This is a genomic window from Acidithrix sp. C25 (assembly GCF_904848545.2).
This window is the reverse complement of the sequence record NZ_CAJHCI020000007.1, coordinates 162,606-185,572: the sequence shown is the minus strand read 5'-3', so window position 1 is coordinate 185,572 and position 22,967 is coordinate 162,606. Positions and strand designations below refer to the sequence as shown.

Here is a 22,967-nt window from a genome sequence, read left to right as displayed (position 1 = left end):
CCTATGATCTATTGCTGTTCTTGTCCAGAACCAGTTTCAGCTAGCTCGATCTCTGGCGGTTGTAGACCCTCAACTCTCCTAAAGACCAACTCATCACCTTCGACATCCACAACTGCAGTATCGCCGGCGTTGAACTCCTTCCAAAGGAGCTTCTCAGATAGCGGATCTTCGATCAACCTCTGGAGCGCTCTTCGCAACGGTCTGGCACCAAGTGCTGGATCGTAACCCTTCTTTCCCACATATTCCTTCGCGCTAAGGGTAAGGACCAATCCAATTCCCATCGCCTCAAGCTGCGACTGAACACGCATGATCATTAGATCAACGATCTCTGTAACTTCTTCTTGTGTCAGCTCGTGGAAGACGATCACGTCGTCAATACGGTTCAAAAACTCAGGCTTGAAGTGAGCCTTGAGAGCATCGTTCACTCGACGCTTCATCATCTCATAGGTCACATCGTCACTTGATTTAGAAAAACCGACGCTGGACTTGCGCAGATCGCCAGTTCCAAGGTTCGAAGTCATAATCAAAACGGTATTTTTGAAGTCAACTGTTCGCCCTTGCGAATCGGTAAGACGACCATCCTCTAAGATCTGCAAAAGAGCATTGAAGACATCAGGGTGAGCCTTTTCTACCTCATCGAAGAGGACGACGGAGAACGGCTTTCGTCTGACAGCTTCCGTCAATTGACCACCCTCGTCATAACCGACATATCCTGGAGGCGAACCAACCAACCTAGAAACTGTGTGCTTTTCCATATACTCGCTCATATCGAGTTGAATCAAAGCATCTTGATCACCAAAGAGAAAGTCAGCTAAGGTCTTAGCCAGCTCCGTCTTTCCAACGCCTGTCGGCCCTAAAAAGATAAAGGAACCGCTCGGTCGCTTAGGATCCTTCAATCCTGCTCTAGTTCTGCGAATCGCCTTAGAAAGTGCCTTTATGGCCTCATTTTGGCCTATAACCCTCTTGTGCAACTCGTCTTCCATACGCAAAAGCTTGGCTGTCTCAGCTTCAGTTAGCTTGTAGACCGGAATCCCTGTCCAATTGGAAAGAACTTCAGCTATTACATCCTCATCGACAATGTCAAAGAGATCTTGACCGGAGGCTTTCCATTCAAGCTCTAGCGCAGTCTTTGCCTCTTGGCGTTCCTTTTCACGAAGGGCAATCCTCTTGGCGTCATCAAATGCTTGACGCTCGATTGCTGCCTCCTTGTCACGCTTTAGACCATTTATCTCGTCCTCGATAATCTTTAGCTCAGGTGGCATCGACATACGACGAATTCGCAGGCGGCTCCCGGCTTCATCGATTAGATCGATAGCCTTATCAGGAAGGAAACGATCAGCAATATAACGATCCGCCAAATTTGCAGCTGCTACTATCGCTTGATCGGTGATAGTGACATTGTGATGGGATTCATAGCGATTTCTCAAACCTTTCAAGATCTCAATGGTGTGCTCAAGGGCTGGTTCTCCCACCTTTATGGGCTGAAAACGTCGCTCTAGGGCAGCATCTTTCTCAAGATGCTTACGATACTCATCTAGGGTTGTAGCACCTATCGTCTGCAACTCACCACGCGCAAGCATAGGCTTGAGAATCGAAGCGGCATCTATAGCCCCCTCTGCAGCACCAGCACCTACCAAGGTATGAAGTTCGTCGATAAAGAGAATGATGTCCTTGCGGGTCTTAATCTCTTTTAGAACCTTCTTCAGACGCTCTTCAAAGTCACCACGATATCTGCTACCTGCTACCAATGAACCAAGATCCAAAGTGTAAAGCTGCTTGCCTCTAAGAGTGTCTGGGACGTCGTTAGCCACTATCTTTTGGGCAAGACCCTCTACTATGGCAGTCTTTCCGACCCCAGGCTCTCCGATTAGAACTGGGTTATTTTTTGTACGTCGCGATAAGACCTGCATTACACGTTCGATCTCTTTATCGCGACCCACTACAGGGTCCAACTCCTTATCGCGAGCCATTTGCGTCAAGTTTCGGCCAAATTGATCTAGAACTGGGGATCCCGTTGAATTTTCGCCCTGAGAGGTCTGTCCGCCCACGCTAGCTCCAGCGGTCTCTCGATTCTGATAACCAGAGAGGATCTGTATGACCTGTTGTCTAACACGCGAGAGATCGGCTCCAAGGGAGGTTAGAACCTGAGCGGCTACACCTTCGCCCTCTCGAACCAATCCCAGAAGCATGTGCTCGGTGCCAATGTAATTATGGCCGAGTTGAAGTGCCTCACGAAGTGAAAGCTCGAGAACCTTCTTGGCCCTCGGGGTAAAAGGCGGAGAACCGGCTGCTGGGCCGGCTGCTGGGCCGATAAGCTCCTCGACTTTAAATCTAACAGCATCCAAAGATATCCCAAGGGACTCGAGTGCCTTTGCGGCCACTCCTTCGCCCTCGTGGATTAAGCCCAGTAGGATGTGCTCAGTTCCAATGAAGTTGTGATTGAGAAGGCGAGCTTCTTCTTGTGCAAGCACTAAAACTCGTCTAGCTCTATCTGTGAATCTTTCAAACAAGACTTTGCCTCCCCGCTAGGGCTGATAGAACACTATCAATTGTAATTTCGATTTCGCTAAAACCCATATCAGACCTGTTCATTAACTATTCGTAAGTATTGAAACACTCACTTGGCTGTTTTCTTTCCCTATCGAGGAGATCTTTTCAATCAAAACCTCGATCTGACTCAAAAGGGTTAAAAATGCCAAACAAATTACCAAATTAGATCCTCTATGAATCAACAATAACGCACTATTCGCACCGGGCACCTACAGCTTTGCCATCGCCGAGAACCACCTTCTACCTAAGTATCGAACTTTTATCGACCTAGAGTAGAGCTCAGTTAACAATCAACTAACATTTTGCTGTGAAAGTTGACACACCTTTTGCTAGATAATCCATTTCAACGAGAAGTATTACCCCGATCTCGTCACTAAAACAATGGACTAAATGCTTTTTTTTCGCGCACGTTACTACTTTATGGTTAACTTCACATAGCCTAGAATACAGTGCATTTACTCTACGACATACCTATAGAAGGCTATCCCGCTCAAATGGATCGAATCGAAGCTTTACTAGCTCGATCTGTCGCATCTGATGATCCTCGCCTATCCGAAGTAGCCACCCATCTAATAAACGCTGGTGGCAAAAGAATACGACCTACCCTTGCGATGGCATCCGCGATCGCTGGCGGTTGTGAACTTAATGAATCGATACTCTTAGCCGGAGTGGCGGTTGAACTAGTACACTTGGCATCGCTCTACCATGACGACGTCATGGACGAAGCAACCACCCGTCGCAATGTAACCAGCGTAAATGCAAAGTGGGGAAACCTCATAGCAATCGTAGCTGGCGACTTCCTTCTAGCAAGAGCAGCTGGCATCGCAGCTCGACTTAGCCAATCGATAGCAGAACTCCTTGCAGACACCTTAGCTCGACTATGTGAGGGCCAAATCCTCGAAGTTAACTCGGCCTTTGAAACCAATCGGACCCAACAGGAATATTTCTCAGCTATCTCGGGGAAAACCGCCTCTTTGATGGCAACGTCTTGCAAGATCGGTGCGTTAGCTGCCGGGTTGGAGGACGATGTCGCTAAAAAACTCGATCGAGTCGGATATCTCTTTGGAATGGTATACCAGATAAGAGATGATGTATTGGACATTATAGGCTCTGACGACCAACTCGGAAAAGCCCCTGGCCAAGATCTACTTGAAGGAATCTACACACTTCCAACAATAATTGCCCTAGAAAACGCAGGCGAATCCTCAAAATTGCGACGGCTACTAGATTCCAACCGCCAAGGTGCCTTTGGTTTAGGTGAACTCTCCCTTGCGCGACGCGAAATTCTAATATCTGGGGCGCTAGAACAAAGCGTCGAGATCGCACGGACATATTGCGACGAAGCGGCCGAGATAGGACTCTCTCTCAATAACCCAGTTTCGCGATACTTGGGCGATCTCTCCCCAAATCTCCTAGATGGAATCGACGCTCTCATCAGCGCAAAACTTACAGCTGAGCTTGCTAGCTAAGACTAACCAAATCTAGTCAAATAAATGAATTGGTAACGGCCATTTGATCGATCCACCTATCCTAAAGATCTGCCAAGAAATAGCTTCGCTCCAAGCTCAAAGATTACTTTTCAAAGATTACTTTTCGGTAACTCCGGCTTGATCAAAGGTCGCCATATCCGCCAAGAGGTCTGTGGCACCTTGAATCAGTCCTAGCGCAAGGAGTGCGCCTGAACCTTCGCCCAAAGCAAGATCCAAATTCAAAAGAGGCTCCATGCCAAGCGCGGAATTAGCCACCTTGGCTCCAACTTCTCGTGATGCATGACCGGCAAAACAATATTGGAGAGATAAAGGAGACAACTCACGAGCAAGAAGTGCAGAGGAATTTGATATCACACCATCTAATACAAGTGGAACCTTTGAAAATGCAGCCCCGATTATAAAGCCAACGGTTGCGCCATGTTCAAAGCCTCCGATCGAACTTAGAACTCCCAATACGTCACTTCTATCTATCGAACTAGCAGTCCTAGAAACTGCGCTCTCAATGATTGCAACCTTCTTCTCAAACAACTCCGAAGAGATACCAGTACCATAGCCCGTCACCGATGCCACGGGGGCACCGACCATAAAGGCTACAATCGCGGCTGAAGGGGTTGTATTCCCAATTCCCATATCGCCCGCGATTAGAATGTCATGGCCATCTAAAACTAAGTCACAGGCGACATCAAAGCCAACTTGAATTGCTTTGGCTGCTTGTTCTCTTGTCATAGCAGCACCTTTAGCTAGGTTGGAGGTACCCTTAGCAACTTTCTGGATAATGAGACCCTCTGTTGGCACAAGGTCTAGAGCCACTCCAACGTCGACAACTAGGACCTTGGTCGATGTTCGCTTAGCCAGAACATTGGCAGCGGCTCCTCCGCTTAGGAAGTTTCCGACCATCTGGGCAGTCACTTCCATTGGCCATGGAGAGATCCCCTCTTCTAGCACACCGTGATCTCCGGCGAATATAGCCAGGGCTCCACGAGAGGGAGTTCTAGCCGGCACCAATGAGGCGATTCCACAAATTTGAGCCGCAACATCTTCTAAGGCTCCAAGCGCATAAGGCGGCTTTGTAAGGGTCAACTGCCTAGCTTTAGCTTCCTCGAAAGACTTGGTATCGATACCAACGACTAGCTTTGCAGCTTCAAAAACATCCATCAACTAACCTTAAAACAAACGCCAAAACTTTCGAATTTACCAGATCAGACCGCTTCAGCTTCAAAGGCACCACTGGCAACTAGGGTCGAGTTGATGTCATCATTGGTAAACATAAACTTATTAAAGATAAAGAACTTGCCAACCCAAAGAATTCCAAAGGCAAATATCGAAGCAAGATTTACCAAAATTGCTGTCTTAAAGTGGGTATAGCCATGAGTGGTAGCAAATCTTGTGGTCAGGGCGATCATACCCATCGATAGACCAAGGCCCAAAAACGCCAAGAACCAAAAAGGGAAGACTTCGCGCCAAAAGTGAGACTTTCCGCTTTTACCCCACGCCCAATTGCGATTCATGTAATAAGCAGGAACTGCCGAAACCCCAGTTGCGATGAAATTTGAGGTGGTGGCGCTAAAACGTCGAGTAAGACCAAAGCAAACAAAGAGAACGACCTGGGCAACTACTACGGAGACGCCAGAGGTCACAACGTATCGAAACGCCTTTACATATTTACCGGATGCTCGAACCTCAAGCAGCAGGGAACTTAACTTTTTCAAATTAAACACTTTCGATAAAACCTCGTCGGGCCCAAGATTCCATTACCACATTTTTGCGCCCACAGATATATGAATAATATCAGTCTAGATCAGAGTCGACAACTTTTGCGATTTTCTATAGCGATAATGTGAAACAATTCACGACAAAATGAACTCTTTATATCCTAAACACGGCGGTAGGAAGGTAACGAGTTGGAGAGTTGGAATTGAAAAACTCCTTATAAAGATTCACAGGTATGAACCATCTTGGAGTTTGGTTCTAGGATTGATGGCTGTAGGACAACAAAGCCACATCTTTTTGCAAGTCGCTCTACCAATGACGTTTCGCTGTCCATCGGTTAGGGCGATATCTAAAATTCCCCAATGGGTAACTTGCATATCTTCTTTTGCGGTCAGTCCGTGACGGTCTGACGATAAATTTTTAGTAATTTCCAATTTGAGGTGCTGCTCCATCTAATTATTGCATGCAACGATTCGTCCTTTGACAAAGTAGCCCATTGTGCAAATCCAAGTTCTTTGAAAACATTAACCACGCCTTAGATCGCATCAGGCTGGTCGGCTTCGTGTAGAAATAGTCTTGAAAATATCGACCCTTGACAAAAACATCTTCAGGTGATTTTGCAGAGGTACCTAGGGTGACCTGAACATAGCAAAGCAACCGCCACCCCAAATGCTAATTCATAGGCCACTGGGGAAATTGGTTTGGGTCGCCACTTTTCTTGCCCTTTTTACCCTGTCTTCACCTACGACTGATCCCTCAAGGCAAGAGCTCATCCACCTAGAAGACAATTGCAAAAGTAGATATTAAACCTTTTTGAATTCTAAGCCCCGCACCCACTGGCACAAAAGGAATAGCAACGGTAACTTGAGCCAAAAACTATTCCGAAATAATTAATCTTGGAATTGTGTACCGGTCCCATATGGGATTTTCTCCAAGTCCCTGTCAATAAATGGTTCTCTGCCACTGCAATATCTAGCTTGCTTAGCGTCAACCAGCCAGTATTGGATAAAGAAAAGTCAGGAAAAGACGCCACTTGGAGGGATTTGGCAGGTCGGGTCGACAACCTACCACGCTTGTTGTTAGATGACAGAAAGATGACAAAGATGTCTATCGGATATTGGGGTATGACTTTCTTGAAAGATAGCCCCGACGTCACACAACACTTGACTTGAGAAACGTTTGAAGTGTGGCGATCGAGGTGTCGCGTTTGTGGTAACGGACTACCTTCAGCTGAGGCAATATGGCCGGAGTCGCACTTTAGGTGACTAACGCCCATTTTTTATCGAAATCGAATCAAAAAATCCTTTGTACTTCTTACAAATCTAAGAGTGCCATAGGACCTCACCTATCCACTTGCCAGCTTCATCGAATATCTGATCAATCACGTCCAGCACCATTTTGGTCTCAGCAGAGGTAAGAGTTAGAAAGGTTGAAATGCATTTTGCAAAATATCCGTAAATTGATTGAACCTTTTGGCCACCTAAGACGTTGTTGGCCTATGAGAATAAAACCACACTCAACAACGCGGGCTAGGTCTGTCTCGAGGTTCGGCTTAATGCCGCCCCTTGCTGCAGCTGGCCTTACATCTATCGCTGGGCTAATTTCAGGCGCAGCTACTTTGGTGGCTGCCCCACAGATAGCATCTGCGACAATGGCTTCACCTAGCTCGATTCTTTCATCACTAGTTGATGTAAATATTGGCTCAACTATTTCGGCAAATGGCGATACAAATCCTTACGGTATCGCTATCGTACCTCAAAACTATGTGCCTACTTCAAATTCGCTTTGGCAACCTGGCGACGTAATCGTAAGCGATTTCAATAACAGCGCCGGTACTAATGGAGCAGGCAGTTCTATTGTCCGGATTAGAAATGGTGTTACGACAACCATTTCACAAGGGCAGCTCTTTGGAACAGCAGGGCTGGCCTTCAACGCTAATGGTGCGGCCCTTTGGACGAGTGATATTGGTCCAACTCCGAGTGGGATGCCAAGCGGCGACGTATCAATCGTTCTAGGCAACAATAACCCAAACGGAGCAGCGTTAGCTTCTACCAATGGTTCTGGAACCATAAATAACAAAACCACTGCATCCAATAAGGTAACCAACTCCTTCAACGGGCCATGGGGTCAGGCATTCAACGGCAACGGGTCATCTCCCGTCTTTTACTGGAGTAATGTCAACGACGGGAAGGTCTACTCTATCTCCAACCTCACCGCGCCAAACTTTGGCGCGGACAGAGTTACTCTTCTCGCCAGCCTTCCATGGGGACCAGCCCCTGGAAGTTCAAGTTCGTCGGCTACAAATTTAGGGCCATCGGCGATCGTCTACTCCAAAGCCAACGACACCCTCTATGCGACTGATGCATATAACAACAGCGTCTATGCAATTTCTGGGGTATCGACGTCGTCACCCACAACAAGCTTGGTTGTTAGCAACGGTGCTTTGAATGTGCCAGTTGGGATTACTATAAACCCCCTCAACGGTGACCTCCTAGTTGCAAATGGTGGAGTCAATACAATCGTTGAGATCAACCCCATGACCAAAATGGTTGACGCCATGAGAAATGTTGCTCCAAACGAACCACCAGGCAGCCTCTTTGGAATCCAAGCTGTCACTTTAAGCGATGGTTCGCTAGCTATCTACTACTTAAATGATACTCAAAACAGTGTCCACGAACTTGTAACTCGCAGTACTCCCGGTGGGTATCGATTTGCAAGTAGCGATGGCGGAGTATTTAACTTTGGAAATAGTCAGTACTATGGCGGGGCCGCCTCAATGAAGCTAAATAAGCCGATAGTTGGCATTGCTTCTACTCCAGATGGCAAAGGCTATTGGTTGGTCGCAGCAGATGGCGGCGTCTTTAGTTACGGAGATGCAAGCTACTATGGCGGGGCCGCCTCAATGAAGCTAAATAAGCCGATAGTTGGCATTGCTTCTACTCCAGATGGCAAAGGCTATTGGTTGGTCGCAGCAGATGGCGGCGTCTTTAGTTACGGAGATGCAAGCTACTATGGCGGGGCCGCCTCAATGAAGCTAAATCAGCCGATAGTTGGCATTGCTTCTACTCCAGATGGCAAAGGCTATTGGTTGGTCGCAGCAGATGGCGGCGTCTTTAGTTACGGAGATGCAAGCTACTATGGCGGGGCCGCCTCAATGAAGCTAAATCAGCCGATAGTTGGCATTGCTTCTACTCCAGATGGCAAAGGCTATTGGTTGGTCGCAGCAGATGGCGGCGTCTTTAGTTACGGAGATGCAAGCTACTATGGCGGGGCCGCCTCAATGAAGCTAAATCAGCCGATAGTTGGCATACTCGCAACCCCGTATGGTGGCGGATATTGGCTAATTGCCCAAGATGGCGGCGTCTTTAGTTACGGAGATGCAAGCTACATGGGTTCGACTGGTGGAATGGTTCTGGCTGCCCCAGTAGTCGGCTAATCAATTTTACCGTAAATCTTTAGCTAGATTGAAATAGGACACCCGTTTCGAGGTTAATCTCCACAACGGGTGTTCTATTTTCTTATACGGCACTCTGCGAGACGTTTAGGGGAACAATTGCTAGCATCAGAACGGGTGGATGTAGTTTGGAGGTCATGTTCAGATGATCTCGTTGGATATGCATTCTCACTCTGCGGTGATCGCAGTCAAGCTCTCGACGTCGTTCAGGAGAGTTTTGTGAGATTGATCTCACAACTTCAACGTTCGCCAACGCTATTAAATGAAGATAGCGCTCGACCGTGGCTCTTTAAGGTGGTCCGGAATTTAGTGGTGGACAACTTTAGACGTAAAGAAAACGTCTCGACTGCCACGACCGATACTGACCCAAACCATAGTCGTAACGGTGACAATGCTACAGAGTTGGATGGCTTCTACAACCTAGATACGATGGTTGTTGACCGTATCGTGATCAATAACGCACTAGATGCTCTATCGAGCGACCATCGCATAGTTATTGATTTAGTCGTAGTTGAGGGCCTATCGTTGTTCGACGCAAGTGAGATCTTGAAAGTTCCAATTGGGACAGTCAAGTCGCGCATTTATTATGGCTTGAAGAAGGCTCGAGAAAATATGGGCGAGGAGGTGAGGTAGGTGCAGATGGACGAACACCTCAAGTTCAAAGAGTCTCTTGGCGGCTATGTGATAGAAGGGCCGGGAAGCAATCCTGAACTCGAAGATCACTTAATGAGTTGTACTGAGTGCCAGAGCGAGATAGGTGAAATACGCTCCACAATCGCTATCATTCGAAGGTCGCATTCAGCGACACCTGCTTCTGTAGCACTCATAGTGCCACCTAGGGCTATTGAAGAACGATCATCTAAGGTCGACCGTGATCTGGCTCTCGTCGAGATTTCGAAGTTGCGAAGGTCAAATAGAAATATGAGATATGGAGCAATAGCAGCTTCGATAGTTGCAGTAGTCTCGCTGTCAACGCTTGCCCTGAGACCAAAGGCACCGTCTTACCTTGCAACAGTAACGTCCTCTCCATCATCGATGGTAGTAAATCTCGTCTCTAACAATAAGGCGGCTTCACCCGTGGGAACAATTGTGGCTGAACCGCGAGGATGGGGGTCGCAGTTGGTCTTGACAGTGGATGGGCTAAAGGCTGGCAAGACCTATCAGATTGTCGTTGAAAGCGGTAAAGTACAAGATGGGGCAGGTAGCTACATGGTTCCAAAAGCCGGAACTCTTCACGTTATCACGGCTTCATCCATACGCACTCCGATGATCACGGCCATAAAGATAATCGCTAACAATGGCTCAACTTACGCCAAGAGTCTTTGACTCCTAAAATTAGGTTGCCCAAAGCCTCTCTTTCCTACTCTCATAAGCAAGTGCTGCTATCTTTACTAGATAATTTCTCTTAGAAAAAGTTAGACAAGTTCCTTCGGACGCTCAGTTAGGAGGGTAGGCCATCTGTCTTCCTAATGACCAAAGAGATACCTATCAAAAGACTGAGCACCTCGCATGAATCATCTCTTGGCGCAGTTATGAAGCTTGAGAGTAGGCGACCTGTGGTCTCCTCAATTTTTTCTTTGGTAATTGCTCCCACTTTACCGATGAGGCTCTCCTTCGTAATTAGTCCCTTTTCTTTGATGTTGACTAGAGCTTCGTCTCCCTCTTGTTAGCTAAAGCCTCAAGTGACGGCGACGAAATCCTTTGGAATTCATCGATCAGTAATTATTGATGTGGATAGGCTTTGTCCAATGCCGGAAATTTCCTCGGTGGTTAGCGCACTGAACTGGCCAACATCCCAGTGTTTAAACAAAAGGCTGACCAGATGCCAGAGTAAGGCAATGCGCCATCCTCAACTCGCATTTGAAGAACTCTTTGGCCCGCCTGCCAACTTCGTAGCCGATCCGCTTGCGATGAAACGGAGTACAAAAAAGAACATTTCACCCGCTGCGTACACGCCAGCTTAAAAGATTCCAAAAGGATCTCTATCTACTCATCCCAAGGGAGGTGGATCGCTCAATATTCTAAATTGAAAGTGAATAAAAGATAGAAAGTGTCAATTTAATAGACGCCCTGTCAAGTGATGAAATTCGAAATACCGCACGCGTGGTACAAGTTTGGGTTAAATAAGGCGAATGGATGAAAGTCATATCGGTGGATGCAAATATGGTAGGCGGCAAAAGCTCCCTTACCACTGCAATTTGATCTCATGAACTTTTATCGGCTTCTTGCTAAGCGAAGTGCTCCATAGGTGCCAGAAATATCTACCTTGCCGCCTTCTTCAATCATATCCTCCAGTAAAGATAGGCTCCATTTTGCTTTCAGTACAGATAAAACTTACGAAACTTAGTAGTCATTTTGTAAAATATTAATTATTGAAGCGCAAAATCTCACCATGTTCTGAGTATTCCGACCGATGCTGCAGATTTTTAGGCAAAGATGTAGGTGTGACAGATTCTCTCGATGCGCTAATTACGCTACTTGATTTAGACCAAATAGAAGAAAATATCTTTCGGGGCTATTCGCCCGAAGAGCACAGAATGAGGGTCTTTGGCGGACAGGTGGCTGGACAAGCTCTTGTGGCCGCAGGACGAACCGTTTCTAAGGGAAACGTACACTCCTTACATGCCTATTTTCTAAGGCCCGGCGATCCCAGAATCCCTATCGTCTACCTAGTCGATAGAATTCGTGATGGCAAGTCCTTTACGACCCGAAGAGTCATCGCTCTCCAAAGAGGGGAAGCGATCTTTAACCTCTCTGCATCCTTTCATATTCAAGAGCCAGGAATCGATCATCAAAGCGAGATGCCCGACGTGCCAGATCCACTTTCGCTGCCTACCTTTAAAGAAAAGATGGCGCCATATGCCAAGAGGATGGGCGAGTGGTACTCTAGGCCACGGCCATTGGACCAGCGCTACATCACCGAACCAAACATGTTCAAGACCCAAGAAAAGCGCGAACCCTATCAAAGGGTATGGGTACGTGCAGATGGAACTCTTCCAGATGACCCACTTTTACATGCATGCGTGATAGCCTACGCCTCAGATATGACCCTTTTGGATTCAGTGATGCTTCCACATAAAGTATCTTGGGATCAACCTGGCGTAATGGTAGCGAGCCTCGATCATGCTATGTGGTTTCACCGCCAATTTAGGGCCGATGAATGGTTCTTGTACGACCAGGAGAGCCCAACCGCCTCTGGATCACGAGGACTCGCTCGCGGTCAGATCTTCTCGAGCGATGGTCGATTGGTCGTCTCTGTGGTTCAGGAAGGGTTAGTGCGAATCATAAATCAAGAGATTCAGGACTTCTAAATCACGATCCACCTAAAAACGCCAAAAGACCAGCGATAGTTGCAATTAAAACTATAGGGCTCCTTCAAAGACAAGGAGCCCTATAGCATTTAACTCACAAATAGGGCTACATCAACAAGTTGGCTCGAGGCTACCTCTGCTCAATAGTTACATAATTTCGCTCAGGAGCACCCGTATAGAGCTGGCGTGGCCTAACGATTTTAGCGTCTTGGTCCAAGAGCTCAGACCAGTGAGAAAGCCACCCAGAAATTCGCGGAATAGCAAAAAGGACTGGGAACATGTCAATTGGAAAGCCCATCGCCTGATAGATCAAACCAGAATAAAAGTCAACATTTGGATAGAGCTTTCGCGAGATAAAATAATCATCGCTCAATGCAGTCTCTTCCAACTTCAATGCGATATCTAGAAGCGGGTTCTTTCCCGTTACCTCAAAGACGTCATAGGCGACCTTCTTGATAATCCTCGCACGAGGATCATAGTTCTTATAGACACGATGGCCAAAGCCTTGAAGACGGGTCTTACCGGCTTTCACGGATTCAACAAAGGCGTCGACATTATCGATCGAGCCAATCTCGGTAAGCATCCTCACGACCGCCTCGTTGGCTCCGCCGTGGCGTGGGCCATAGAGAGCCGCACAAGCTGCGGCAGCTGAGGAGTATGGATCGGCATGGGCAGATCCTGCTGTACGCATCGCTGTCGTAGAACAATTCTGCTCGTGGTCGGCGTGAAGGATAAACAAGACGTCAATCGCTCTTACCAAAACCGGGTTCGCCTTGTAATGCGGCTCCGCAACCTTCCACATCATGGACAAGAAGTTAGCTGGGAATGGAAGCTCGTTATCTGGATAGACGAAGGGCATTCCAACGCTAAAACGGTGCGCTGCAGCCGCCAAAGTTGGCATCTTTGCTATCAAGCGCACGATCTGCTTCTCACGCACCTCAGGATTGTGAATATCCTTGGCATCAGAGTAGAAGGTAGACAGGGCGGCTACCGCAGAGACAAGCATACCCATCGGGTGTGCATCGTAATGGAACCCTTCCAGAAAGCGCTTTCTAACGTTTTCATGAATAAATGTGTGATGGGTAATATCATTCACCCAGGCGTCGTATTGAACTTTATTGGGGAGTTCTCCCTTCAGCAACAGATACGCTACCTCGAGATAAGTTGACTCTTCGGCTAATTGCTCAATTGGATAGCCGCGATAACGCAACACTCCCCCGTCGCCATCTAAGTAGGTTATCGCGCTCTCGGTCATGGCCGTAGTGGTCAAACCAGCGTCGAAAAACCAAGTACCGGGAAGAATACTTCGCCAAGCATCTGAAGATATTCCACCGTTTTCAATAGGGATCTCAACCGACTTACCGCTGCGGTTATCGGTGATCGTGATCGATTCTGGCACGACTAATGGCCTCCGTTTACTCTTTACGTGGAAATGCTCAAAACTTTTTTGAGTATAAACAAGTTTGGAATCACTCTGCAAATTACCGTATGATGTCCACCCCTAAGACTAAACACATTTGACGCATTTGACCAATTTGTCACAAAACATTTAAAAAAAAGGAGTCGGCATCAGGTGAAAACGCCCAGTCATCCACTTTGAACAAGGATGCCAAGATCTTGGTTCAATGCGTCTTACCACGCGCTTGCTCTTGGATCTATCGACCATAACTTTCCTGAGAGTAATATATTATTTGCCAAAATGGCGACCCGTTAAATCAAGTTAAGCTTCTTTCCTCAAAAATCCTCATGACCAAGCCACCGGCTGATTAAGCATCGTCGTACCTTTACCTGTAACCATGAGATCCAATGGCCTGCAGCAAAAAAGCGCTGGGTGGCGAAAGATGCGAGAAAGAACATTCCAATCAGAATAACTCTACGGCAAATACCATTCCGACTCCCCTAGAGTCAGGATTCACCAAAAAGTCAAAGTTCGCTTTGGCAAAGCCGCCCGACCATCAAAAAGGGATCTAAAGCACTAAAAGCCATCGCCGATGACCCAAGGCTCATCCAAGGGAAGTCCTAGGCTCAAAATCGAGATAACTTTCATTCTTTGAGAAAAAATCAATAGCGCAAATTGTTGCAGAAGGCCCGATCAGAAAATCGCCCAAACAGCATTCGATCTTTACTGCAAGTTGACGAATTAAAAACAGTTAATACAATCTTGCATTAACCCATCTACAGCAGACGCGGTCCCACTCTTTTTCAACCTAGCCCATTAAGTAAAGATATAGTTGATTCGAGCCGCACCTTCTTGGCGCCCAAGAATTTGGTCATTTGCGACAAAATCCACCACCTAAAAGTTACTTTATCGAATCAAATAGACAAATAGGTCAATAATATTGACACACATCTAGTCTCATCTATCAAAGTATTCGACACTAAATTACGCGAATTATTTATCCCTTATCTTATCCTAGGCACTTTATCATTGGCCCTACTCCGACTGAAGCCTATGGACATAATGCGCCAAAGAAACCCCTGGCCATCAACGTAGTTAATCCTTCGCAATGTTAGCCAGGGCACCCTTTATGAGGCAAATAACAGAGATAACAAGTACTGGCCGTAACCTCATCCCGCGGCAAAAGCCCAGCATTTTCCAGTCACAACCGCACTAGACACAACGTCACAAAATTCAACTAAGAGCTCCTAGTCGAATCACACTCTAGGATTCTGCAGGTTTATTCTGAATATAATGCTTGAAATTCAGCCCTTATCATTAAAAAGAAAAACGATAGACATTGGTTTCTCTGATCTGAAATCCCTTTCGGAGATAAAGTCGATTTGCTGACTCTCGATCCGGACGCGAAGTTAGGTCAACTGTCTTTGCACCCAACGAGAGAGCAAGATCAAGTGCAAAATCGACCAACTTGGCACCAATCGACATGCCACGCTTTTGACCATCCACAACCACATCTTCAATGATGGCCCGAATACCCGTAGGGATCGAGAAGGTTACCAACGTCAACGTCCCGGATATTTCACCGTTGCGATCGCGGGCCAAAAGGAGCGAGATATTATCATCATCGATCAACTTTTTTAGGTCTCCAACTTCGAGCGGCCTCGCCGAAGAAGAAAGTTGAGGAATCAAAGCGTTAAGCGACGCTAGAGTCTCACCATCAGCTGACCTCGCCAACTCAATCATCACATCTTCGGCCACCACTACCACCTTGGTAAATCACTTACTATCTCTAGATTCTCTCGGAGCGATTCGCTCTCGCATTGAATCAAACTTAGCGCCTCTTACTCATCTATAAGACTCTCTAGCGCCAGAGACTGACACTCTAGAGATCCAATAGATTGATGCCATTTAAAGTAGCCAGACCAAGAGATGTCCAACACTTCAAATACCACTCCAGATCCAAAGGCCGCAATATGGCCGATCTGGTTTACAAAATCTAACCGACCACCTGTGCAATCGGTCCCAATGGCGGTCATAGCACCTCGGGAATATCTCAAATTGAAAACTACCTCGGTGCAAATTTCTCCTTGTCTATGAGGATCCACACTTTTCATTCAGATCCCACAGGGGCCCAAACCATATTTCAGATGAAAACCATCCATTCATTGAGAACACCTAGCCATGGCTGAGCAAAGCTCCAAGAATCAGTGCCACTGCCACAAAAGAATGAACCATCTCTGCCACGATTAGAACCAAAAGAGGTAGTTTTCAATTCAGCGGGCAAGGATAAATGGCCTTTGGGTCCTGGCCGACAGCATTTGCATAGAGACTGGTTGATCAAACTGGAGGTTATTGCTTTATCTTATAAGTCGTCTGGGTGGCTTTATCCAAAGATGGCTTTTGAGCGATCCAGCCTAAATCGTTTGAGCCCCAAGATCGAATGGTAAAAAGTCGTCAATGACAGTATCGATTCAAAAATCCTAGTTGGGACGCTATCTGGAGATCTCTGGAATTATTGGACCGCAATTATAAAATCGTTGGTAGTTTTTGAGTTGTGGATATTTCTAGAACTACATTGCTACGATGGGCCGAAGCCCTCGGAGGATCAGCTCGGACTGGTCTCGGCTTTACAAAAAGCCTTTATGAGATCGAGAGGTTCGAAGAGATATTAAAGATTGCATCAGAGATACGAAGTTGCGCCCAAATCAGTGGCCTTGGTATAGACCCCGAGTCGAGCGGTGATGAGATTTTTGACCATTGGCTCCAATCCGTAGGGGATGGAATTCCAGGTTACGTAACTCCCAAAAGTGCAATCGCCACGATCGTCGGCAACGAAAAGGGCGAGATCCTCCTTATCCAAAGGTCAGATTCTGGAATTTGGCTATACCCTACTGGATGGGCTGACGTTGGATATTCGCCATCCGAAGTAGCCACAAAAGAAGTCAAAGAGGAGACTGGAATCGATATCGAGGTAGTTCGGGTCTTAGCCATTATCGATGGTATGCGAAGGGGATATACCGCGGTTCCCTTGTATTCAACTATGTTCTACTGTCGAAGCATAGGAGGAGAGCTCAAGGCGCATCCTCTTGAATGCCGGGACGTTGGTTGGTTTTCTCGTAACAACCTCCCTTCTCCAATGGTTCGCCCTGAATCGTGGATCCCTATGGCCTTTCGCGCAATAGACGGAATTATAGATGAGACCCATTTTGACACGGTGAGAACCCCCTTCTGGCGCGAAGAGTAAAGTAATAGAGCCAATACGAAGTTCATAATCAACCATGGCTACATGGCTATCTATGAACCATTGCTAATCATGAACAAAGAGTCACATCTCCCAAAGATAGATAGCTCCAGCAACAAGCCATCTTCCAAAAGGTCGCTTCGACCATCTAGCACCCGAGCTGCATCACCCGAATTGCATCACCAGATGAATCGAACTATCACCTATCACCTATCCGTATCACGCAGGATATAACGCAAATAGCTCTCGGCCTCATCAATCATTTCAGAGGCGTATGCAGTCGGATCCATGGCTGCAAATTCATCTTCGTCAGCCTCGTCATCATCGGTCTCAGAAATTCCGAGTCGGGCTAGATAATTAAATACTTCATCGTCGGATTCCACCAATTTGGTAATGGAATCTTCGTAATCGCTAACCGCCCCATCTAGCTCCGATGCATCAAGGGCGAGATGGAAAAGCTCGCCGATCTTTGCCACCAAAGCCTGAGCGGCCTTGGGTGAAGGCGTCTGTACTAAATAATGAGGAACAGATGACCACATGGTAGCGACAGAGGCACCTTTGCCATCCAATATTATCTGGGCGGCGCCCATCATAGTTGTAGGACCTACGAAGTTATCTGACATCAACCCCAAGGATCTCATCAGCCGAGGGCTATTTGATCGAACCGAAACTTCAGATGGCGAGGTATGTGGCGCATTCACAATTTGGCCACCCAAAAATATCGTGTCATTTGGATTAAAGGTATTGATGACATCCACGACCAACGCACAGTAGCTACGCCATTCAACGCGAGGCTCCAAAAAATGAACCAAGATAATATCGCGATTGCTCGAGACATCCTTGCCTTGGTAGATCTCAATCTTGGGCCATTCTATATGACGGTCGATCCCATCGGTAGTTGATATAAATGGGCGTGTTGAATCATAGTCCACGAAACGATCGACGTCGACTTCTGCAATTCTCACAGCATCAAATGCATCTCTCATGTACGCCAGCGCCATGAAACCACCGCGTGCCGGATCATCCTCCCCTTCAAAGGCCGCGATAAGCAAAGGATTCACCAATGCTGTCGGGTTCTGCCTAATCCACGAGACTTCAGTCATAACTACACGATAGCAAGAAGTTGGGAATTGAACTTGGAGTTGTGGGTGCAAAATAAGATATCCACCGACCCAGCCAATTAGACCAGCACCATGCATGCCATAAAAACCACTCTAAAGCGATCTAAAGCGATCTAAAGCGACCATTGGCTATGCCAAGAAACGACGGCTACGTCTGTGAAACCCATCTAGGTAAAAGCCGACCACGAATCAGGATTCGACTACGTCACCCAAGGATTCCACCTCAACGCCAATCTCAACCAGCCATGCCAATCCAGAGGTAAGGTCGATAGCATCGCCTTCTAGCTCGCATACCAACCAACCGGTGCCGTCTTCAACGTTGGCCCTTCTAATGTCGGCCATGACCCTGTGATCCAAAGCCAAGTGAGCCAATACGGGCTGAGTAACCAGACCAGGGGGGTAGATCAATTTAACGCGCTGATGTGCCATATTCAAGAGCTTAAACGGTCACGAGTCGCTTCTCTCACCTTATTTGTTATCGACCGATAGCTCGGTTAAGATTTCCCGAAACAAACCCCTCTAAGCTCAAGGTAACGTAGAGATAACCCAGCTTCTTTAGGGCCCGAACGACTTCATCTGCCTCCTGTATCAGCTGTGGCATCATCTCTATTTCAACCTCAATCCTCGCAGTCTCGTCAAAGTCCCTGACCCTTACTTGACGATAGCCCCGCAATCGAAGCTCCCGCTCAGCACGCTCAACCCGGCTAAGAACTGCGATTGTTATAGCAGTACCATATGGTACACGAGAGGATAGACAGGCAGAGGCTGGCTTATCATGAATAGGAATTCCCAGGGCAAGAGCGTGCTGACGAATCATCTCTTTAGACATCCGTGCCTCCAGTAGTGGAAACCTGGCTCCGGCCTCTCTTGCTCCAATTTGGCCCGGCCGATAATCACCCTCGTCGCTAGCGTTTACGCCCAGAATAACGACTGCGTCACGACTTTTAGCTATCGGACCCAGTCGATCCATTAGCGCTGACTTGCAGTAATAACATCGCAATTCATCATTGACTAGGTATTCCGCCATCTCAAATTCCCTCGTCAAGACTGCCTCGAAAGATAGACCTAGCTCCAGAGCTAGTGACTTAGCCTCTTCAAACTCACTTCTTGCCAAAGAGGGTGAATCCGCAGTTACAACGAGAACGTTCTCCGGGCCGAGCACCTTATTCGCAAAGACACCAAGATACGTGGAATCAATTCCTCCCGAAAATCCGACCACAACCGACCCCATGGCTAGAAGAATCTCCTCTAGCACATCAAGGGCACTATCTAGTTCATCAACCACGCCCCAAAACCCACTTTCTAAATAAATTTGCCCCTAGGGTGCTAATCCAGGGGCAAAAGGAAAAATCAACCACTATCTAGGGCTAGAAAGAGGCGGCTAAGACACTCTCGATGTCCCCGATCACTCCGGTGTAAAATGGGCCAAACTCGCCATAGAGTGCAGACGCTTCGTCGAAGCGCATCGTGTAGACAACTTCCTTTAGATCGTCGGGGCGAGCTCCAAAAAGGGTCACTCCCCACTCATAGTCATCCACTCCCGTGGAGCCAGTAACCAACTGGACGACTCTACCGGCAAAAGCTCTGCCAGATGCACCATGACCAAACATCATTCGCTCGCGCTCCTCGTATGACAAGGAGTACCAGTTATCCTTCTCGCCTCTCTTTTTCGACATACCATAAAAGCAAATATTGTACATCCCACTCGGAGGTAGGAGTGGATGAAGTCTGGGCTCCTTGCGATCCTTTGGCATGCCGCTCGCATACTCAGAGACCTCGGTCATAGAGACATAGGAGTCCACCACAGACAATCCAGAGCGCTCTAAATCACGTTGAAACTCCTTTAGTCGAACAAAACTAGGCCCTAGTGCTAGAAAACCAATCTGCGCCTTATGCCCCAAAAGGCCAAAGGGGATAATCTGATATCCATCGGCAACAGCCGACTTATGAGCTACCATGACGCTCGCGAAATCCAAGTTTGCAGTGCCTTTACAAAAAAGATGCAAAACAGACCAGCCCTCCTTGGGGCTAAACGATTCATCTTGGGAACTTAGGGGCGGAAAGACCACTTCAGACATAACTGTCTCCTTATAATATTGCGATCGATAAAATAACCTTGGTCACCCGCAATAACAGGGCGACCAAGTGCCTTGTAACTCGAAAACCTAGCTCGAAACCGTCTGTCCGCACCATGTAAATACTGTAGCTTCGTCTAAATGACACTGACTTACCGTCTAAGCCTCTTCAGGCTTAGTCATTGGAGCAACAACATCAAGAGCAAAGTCTTGAACAAGAAGGGTCGAATCGCCAGATATCAATGCCGCAGTATTAGGCGGCATAGGAAGGCTTACATCAGGAGTCCTATGGTCGCGATGAGCTGCTAACACAGCATTGTGATAGTGCTCCAACTTGGCTATAAAGGCTGAGTCACCATAGACCGATCCGTCAAGCAAAGGACCGCGTCGTCCTTCGATTATCGCGGTGATGTCCTCTCCTGTAACGGTCTTGTATGCCTCGAGTGCATGGGCTACAGAAAAAACTTTATCCCTATTGTCCTCGAGCAAAATCCGAACCCGACGGTAGAGTTCGTCCAATTTAGCCTCTATACGATCGCCAAGCATTACTGGAAGATCCTTGCCTTCGCGCCTACCGGAACCCTTGCCCCCTGGCCGTGCCGATCCGGTCCCTGATTTTTGAGATATAGCGTGAGAGGAGATCGTCGACCCCATTCCCCAATAGCCCTCCATGAGTGTCGCCACGGTTGTAGCCGACTCAAGGTCTCCAGAGACGCCCGAAGAGTTATCGCCATCAAAGAACATTCTCTCCCCGACCAACGAAGCTAGCGAGACCATAATGTCGGCTTCGTATTCGCTTCTCCAACGAGTGAACTGATCCTCTGGTGGAATCGATGCGACCAGACCAAGGAAATTACTTCCTTTTTCAATGGTTGCAATATCAATAGTTAGGTGCTGTCGAATCTTGACGGCAGCTACAGCGTGACACGCCTCATGGATGGCCACAGCATGGCGATCACGTTCGATATACTCGACATCGTCAGGCGGTCCGAACTCCTTGAGTTGCTTAGCTCGAACGACATCCCTCCAAGTTATCGAATCCCTGCCATCGCGAATCGAAATAATCAAAGACTCATTTACCAAATCCTTGATCGTAGCTCCGGTGGCATATGGAGTAATGGTTGCCAAGCGATCGATCTCGTCCTCAGTAAGTTCATGATTGACCTTTTCAAGATAACCTTTGTATGTTCTAATACGTCCGACCTTAGACGGATAACCCACTCGATATATTCGATCAATACGCCCAGGTCTAAGCAATGCCTCATCAAGAGACTCAGGCATGTTGGTGGCCATCATAATCAACATACGATACTTGGGCGGATCCTTGGGCTTTAGGCCAAAGGCCCGTCGTACTGTACGATTAAAAAATCCACGAGGCTTCTTGAGGCCTGAAATCTCAGTCAGAAGGGCCTGAAGGGTCCCGGAACCACCCATGCCACCCCCACCCATGCCACCTGCGCCAGCAATAAATCTGGATAACCGACCCCTAGAATCTGGCTGGTCTGCTATGGAATCGCCTTGATAAGAACGCAAAACTTCTGCTAGAGAGGCTGGACTTAAGTATGAGCTGCCATTACAGGCCGTTACATGGGACGAAAAAGAGTGTCTGTTGCTTGCATTTCCCTGCACACCAGATAGCGACCCTCTAGAACCAAGGGAATCCGCTTCATCGAAGAAGACAACGACCCCGCCGTAACGTACCGCCAATCGGCGCAGTTTGCGAAAAAGGCCTTTGACCTTCATCACGCCTACGCCCATAAACATGTTGATGAATGCTCCTGGGTCTACAAAGACAAAGGGATTCTCGGTCTCACCGGCCACCGCTTCAGCCATGAGGGTCTTACCGGTTCCAGGCGGACCCCATAAAAGGATACCTCCTGGGACGTATCCACCCTTTTCTTCTATAGCATCAGGATCTTTTAGAAAGATGATGTTCTCTTTGATGCGCTCCAAAACAGCATCTTGGCCCCAGACGTCAGAAAAACGAGTCTTTACGTCACCCGGAAAATAGACGTCTACTCCACCCTTGGAGAGAAACCAAAAGAGGCCTACAAATTGAAGAATGACAAAGACGAAGCCGAAGGCCAATTGCAATACCAAGGGCATAGAGGAGGCTAGAGCAGCTGGAGCTTGGAACAGAGCAGTAAAGACCGAAAGGTGGTAATGAGCTGCTAGAAAGATATCGAGAATCGCTAGAACCCCAATGTATTTTAGGGCTCTGCTCATCCTATATTTAGTCCAATCGTTCATATTCGCGCTGCGTCGCTGAACTCCTGAAGAAAGTACTTGGCTAAAAAAGGTGTTCCATTCTGGGGACTGCTCGGCCACGAGGTAGTGAAGTTGTCGAATCCCTTCGATGGCAAATAAAAGAACCAACCACCAAGCGGCGTTAGCCTCATGGATTATCGACTGCCACGTTGACATTAGCGGATTCGCCGAAGAAGCCCCAACAGTTAGAAACAAAAACAGAATTCCTAAAATCAAAAGAAACTTGATTCGGTCCCAAAGCTCCATCTTGGGGCGTGTCTTCATCTCTACGTACTCTGGCGAGTCGAAATCGTCATCGTCATCGTATGGATTACCCATACCTCGACGACCATTTTTTGGCCTCATCAA

17 protein-coding genes are annotated in these 22,967 nt (G+C 47.5%); 6 read left to right on the top strand and 11 right to left on the bottom strand.

All coding sequences use genetic code 11. The annotated features are described in order from the left end of the window. Nucleotides 1–8: 8 nt before the first annotated feature. On the bottom strand, nt 9–2,510 hold the full coding sequence (locus tag ACIDITHRIX25_RS82475) for an ATP-dependent Clp protease ATP-binding subunit (RefSeq protein ID WP_052604880.1): 2,502 nt from the start codon (nt 2,508–2,510) through the stop codon (nt 9–11). A gap of 534 nt (nt 2,511–3,044) precedes the next feature. Here ACIDITHRIX25_RS82475 and ACIDITHRIX25_RS82470 point away from each other — a divergent pair. Next, nucleotides 3,045–4,019 (top strand): polyprenyl synthetase family protein, encoded by a 975-nt coding sequence (locus tag ACIDITHRIX25_RS82470; RefSeq protein WP_052604879.1) that lies wholly within the window; start codon nt 3,045–3,047, stop codon nt 4,017–4,019. Nucleotides 4,020–4,136: 117 nt separating this feature from the next. Here ACIDITHRIX25_RS82470 and cobT read toward each other — a convergent pair whose 3' ends face one another. Together cobT and ACIDITHRIX25_RS82460 are read right to left on the bottom strand one after the other, a co-directional pair. Further along, nucleotides 4,137–5,195 carry a nicotinate-nucleotide--dimethylbenzimidazole phosphoribosyltransferase gene (cobT, locus tag ACIDITHRIX25_RS82465; protein ID WP_052604878.1) on the bottom strand — a complete coding sequence of 353 codons (1,059 nt, stop codon included), beginning with the start codon at nt 5,193–5,195 and terminating at the stop codon, nt 4,137–4,139. Between the two features lie 44 nt (nt 5,196–5,239). Further along, nucleotides 5,240–5,749 carry a GtrA family protein gene (locus ACIDITHRIX25_RS82460; RefSeq protein ID WP_052604877.1) on the bottom strand — a complete coding sequence of 170 codons (510 nt, stop codon included), beginning with the start codon at nt 5,747–5,749 and terminating at the stop codon, nt 5,240–5,242. Between the two features lie 1,556 nt (nt 5,750–7,305). Here ACIDITHRIX25_RS82460 and ACIDITHRIX25_RS82455 point away from each other — a divergent pair. The 4 genes from ACIDITHRIX25_RS82455 to tesB all read left to right on the top strand — a co-directional run bounded on the left by ACIDITHRIX25_RS82455 (nt 7,306) and on the right by tesB (nt 12,515). After that, nucleotides 7,306–9,186, top strand: coding sequence for an NHL repeat-containing protein (locus ACIDITHRIX25_RS82455; protein WP_201731879.1), 1,881 nt, complete (start codon nt 7,306–7,308; stop codon nt 9,184–9,186). Nucleotides 9,187–9,303: 117 nt separating this feature from the next. After that, a complete protein-coding gene (locus ACIDITHRIX25_RS82450) occupies nt 9,304–9,837 on the top strand; it encodes a sigma-70 family RNA polymerase sigma factor (RefSeq protein ID WP_052604873.1) in 534 nt (177 codons plus the stop codon). Then, a complete protein-coding gene (locus tag ACIDITHRIX25_RS82445; RefSeq protein WP_052604872.1) occupies nt 9,838–10,530 on the top strand; it encodes an anti-sigma factor in 693 nt (230 codons plus the stop codon). Between the two features lie 1,118 nt (nt 10,531–11,648). After that, the gene (tesB, locus tag ACIDITHRIX25_RS82440) at nt 11,649–12,515 is read left to right on the top strand and encodes an acyl-CoA thioesterase II (protein WP_052604871.1); all 867 of its coding nucleotides are present in this window, start codon (nt 11,649–11,651) and stop codon (nt 12,513–12,515) included. A gap of 130 nt (nt 12,516–12,645) precedes the next feature. Here tesB and ACIDITHRIX25_RS82435 read toward each other — a convergent pair whose 3' ends face one another. The 3 genes from ACIDITHRIX25_RS82435 to ACIDITHRIX25_RS82425 all read right to left on the bottom strand — a co-directional run bounded on the left by ACIDITHRIX25_RS82435 (nt 12,646) and on the right by ACIDITHRIX25_RS82425 (nt 15,971). Beyond that, nucleotides 12,646–13,914 (bottom strand): citrate synthase, encoded by a 1,269-nt coding sequence (locus ACIDITHRIX25_RS82435; protein WP_052604870.1) that lies wholly within the window; start codon nt 13,912–13,914, stop codon nt 12,646–12,648. Nucleotides 13,915–15,231: 1,317 nt separating this feature from the next. Then, complete coding sequence (locus ACIDITHRIX25_RS82430) at nt 15,232–15,672, bottom strand: GNAT family N-acetyltransferase (protein ID WP_249685802.1); 441 nt, start codon at nt 15,670–15,672, stop codon at nt 15,232–15,234. A gap of 83 nt (nt 15,673–15,755) precedes the next feature. Continuing rightward, entirely contained in the window at nt 15,756–15,971 is a 216-nt protein-coding gene (locus ACIDITHRIX25_RS82425) for a hypothetical protein (protein WP_052604869.1), read from the bottom strand. A 497-nt stretch (nt 15,972–16,468) separates the two neighbouring features. Between ACIDITHRIX25_RS82425 and ACIDITHRIX25_RS82420 the strand changes: the two genes are divergently transcribed. Further along, nucleotides 16,469–17,158 carry an NUDIX hydrolase N-terminal domain-containing protein gene (locus ACIDITHRIX25_RS82420; protein ID WP_052604867.1) on the top strand — a complete coding sequence of 230 codons (690 nt, stop codon included), beginning with the start codon at nt 16,469–16,471 and terminating at the stop codon, nt 17,156–17,158. 203 nt (nt 17,159–17,361) lie between these two features. On the opposite strand, the gene ACIDITHRIX25_RS82415 is transcribed toward ACIDITHRIX25_RS82420, so the two are convergent. From ACIDITHRIX25_RS82415 to ACIDITHRIX25_RS82395, 5 genes are all read right to left on the bottom strand, one after another. Beyond that, the gene (locus ACIDITHRIX25_RS82415; protein WP_160291741.1) at nt 17,362–18,258 is read right to left on the bottom strand and encodes a PAC2 family protein; all 897 of its coding nucleotides are present in this window, start codon (nt 18,256–18,258) and stop codon (nt 17,362–17,364) included. A gap of 207 nt (nt 18,259–18,465) precedes the next feature. Then, on the bottom strand, nt 18,466–18,705 hold the full coding sequence (locus ACIDITHRIX25_RS82410) for an NIL domain-containing protein (RefSeq protein WP_152625882.1): 240 nt from the start codon (nt 18,703–18,705) through the stop codon (nt 18,466–18,468). Nucleotides 18,706–18,751: 46 nt separating this feature from the next. Next, nucleotides 18,752–19,561, bottom strand: a complete 810-nt coding sequence (larE, locus tag ACIDITHRIX25_RS82405) for an ATP-dependent sacrificial sulfur transferase LarE (RefSeq protein WP_052604864.1) — start codon at nt 19,559–19,561, stop codon at nt 18,752–18,754. A gap of 82 nt (nt 19,562–19,643) precedes the next feature. After that, complete coding sequence (locus tag ACIDITHRIX25_RS82400; protein ID WP_052604863.1) at nt 19,644–20,354, bottom strand: chlorite dismutase family protein; 711 nt, start codon at nt 20,352–20,354, stop codon at nt 19,644–19,646. A 156-nt stretch (nt 20,355–20,510) separates the two neighbouring features. After that, nucleotides 20,511–22,964: an AAA family ATPase gene (locus tag ACIDITHRIX25_RS82395; protein ID WP_200891194.1), complete on the bottom strand. Its 2,454-nt coding sequence runs from the start codon at nt 22,962–22,964 to the stop codon at nt 20,511–20,513. Nucleotides 22,965–22,967 lie beyond the last annotated feature (3 nt).

Coding starts and splice junctions, on each gene's coding strand:
- ACIDITHRIX25_RS82470 (WP_052604879.1), top strand. CDS start 3,045: ATGGATCGAATCGAAGCTTTACTAGCTCGATCTGTCGCATCTGATGAT.
- cobT (WP_052604878.1), bottom strand. CDS start 5,195: ATGGATGTTTTTGAAGCTGCAAAGCTAGTCGTTGGTATCGATACCAAG.
- ACIDITHRIX25_RS82455 (WP_201731879.1), top strand. CDS start 7,306: ATGCCGCCCCTTGCTGCAGCTGGCCTTACATCTATCGCTGGGCTAATT.
- ACIDITHRIX25_RS82415 (WP_160291741.1), bottom strand. CDS start 18,258: ATGACTGAAGTCTCGTGGATTAGGCAGAACCCGACAGCATTGGTGAAT.
- ACIDITHRIX25_RS82410 (WP_152625882.1), bottom strand. CDS start 18,705: ATGGCACATCAGCGCGTTAAATTGATCTACCCCCCTGGTCTGGTTACT.
- ACIDITHRIX25_RS82400 (WP_052604863.1), bottom strand. CDS start 20,354: ATGTCTGAAGTGGTCTTTCCGCCCCTAAGTTCCCAAGATGAATCGTTT.
- ACIDITHRIX25_RS82395 (WP_200891194.1), bottom strand. CDS start 22,964: ATGAGGCCAAAAAATGGTCGTCGAGGTATGGGTAATCCATACGATGAC.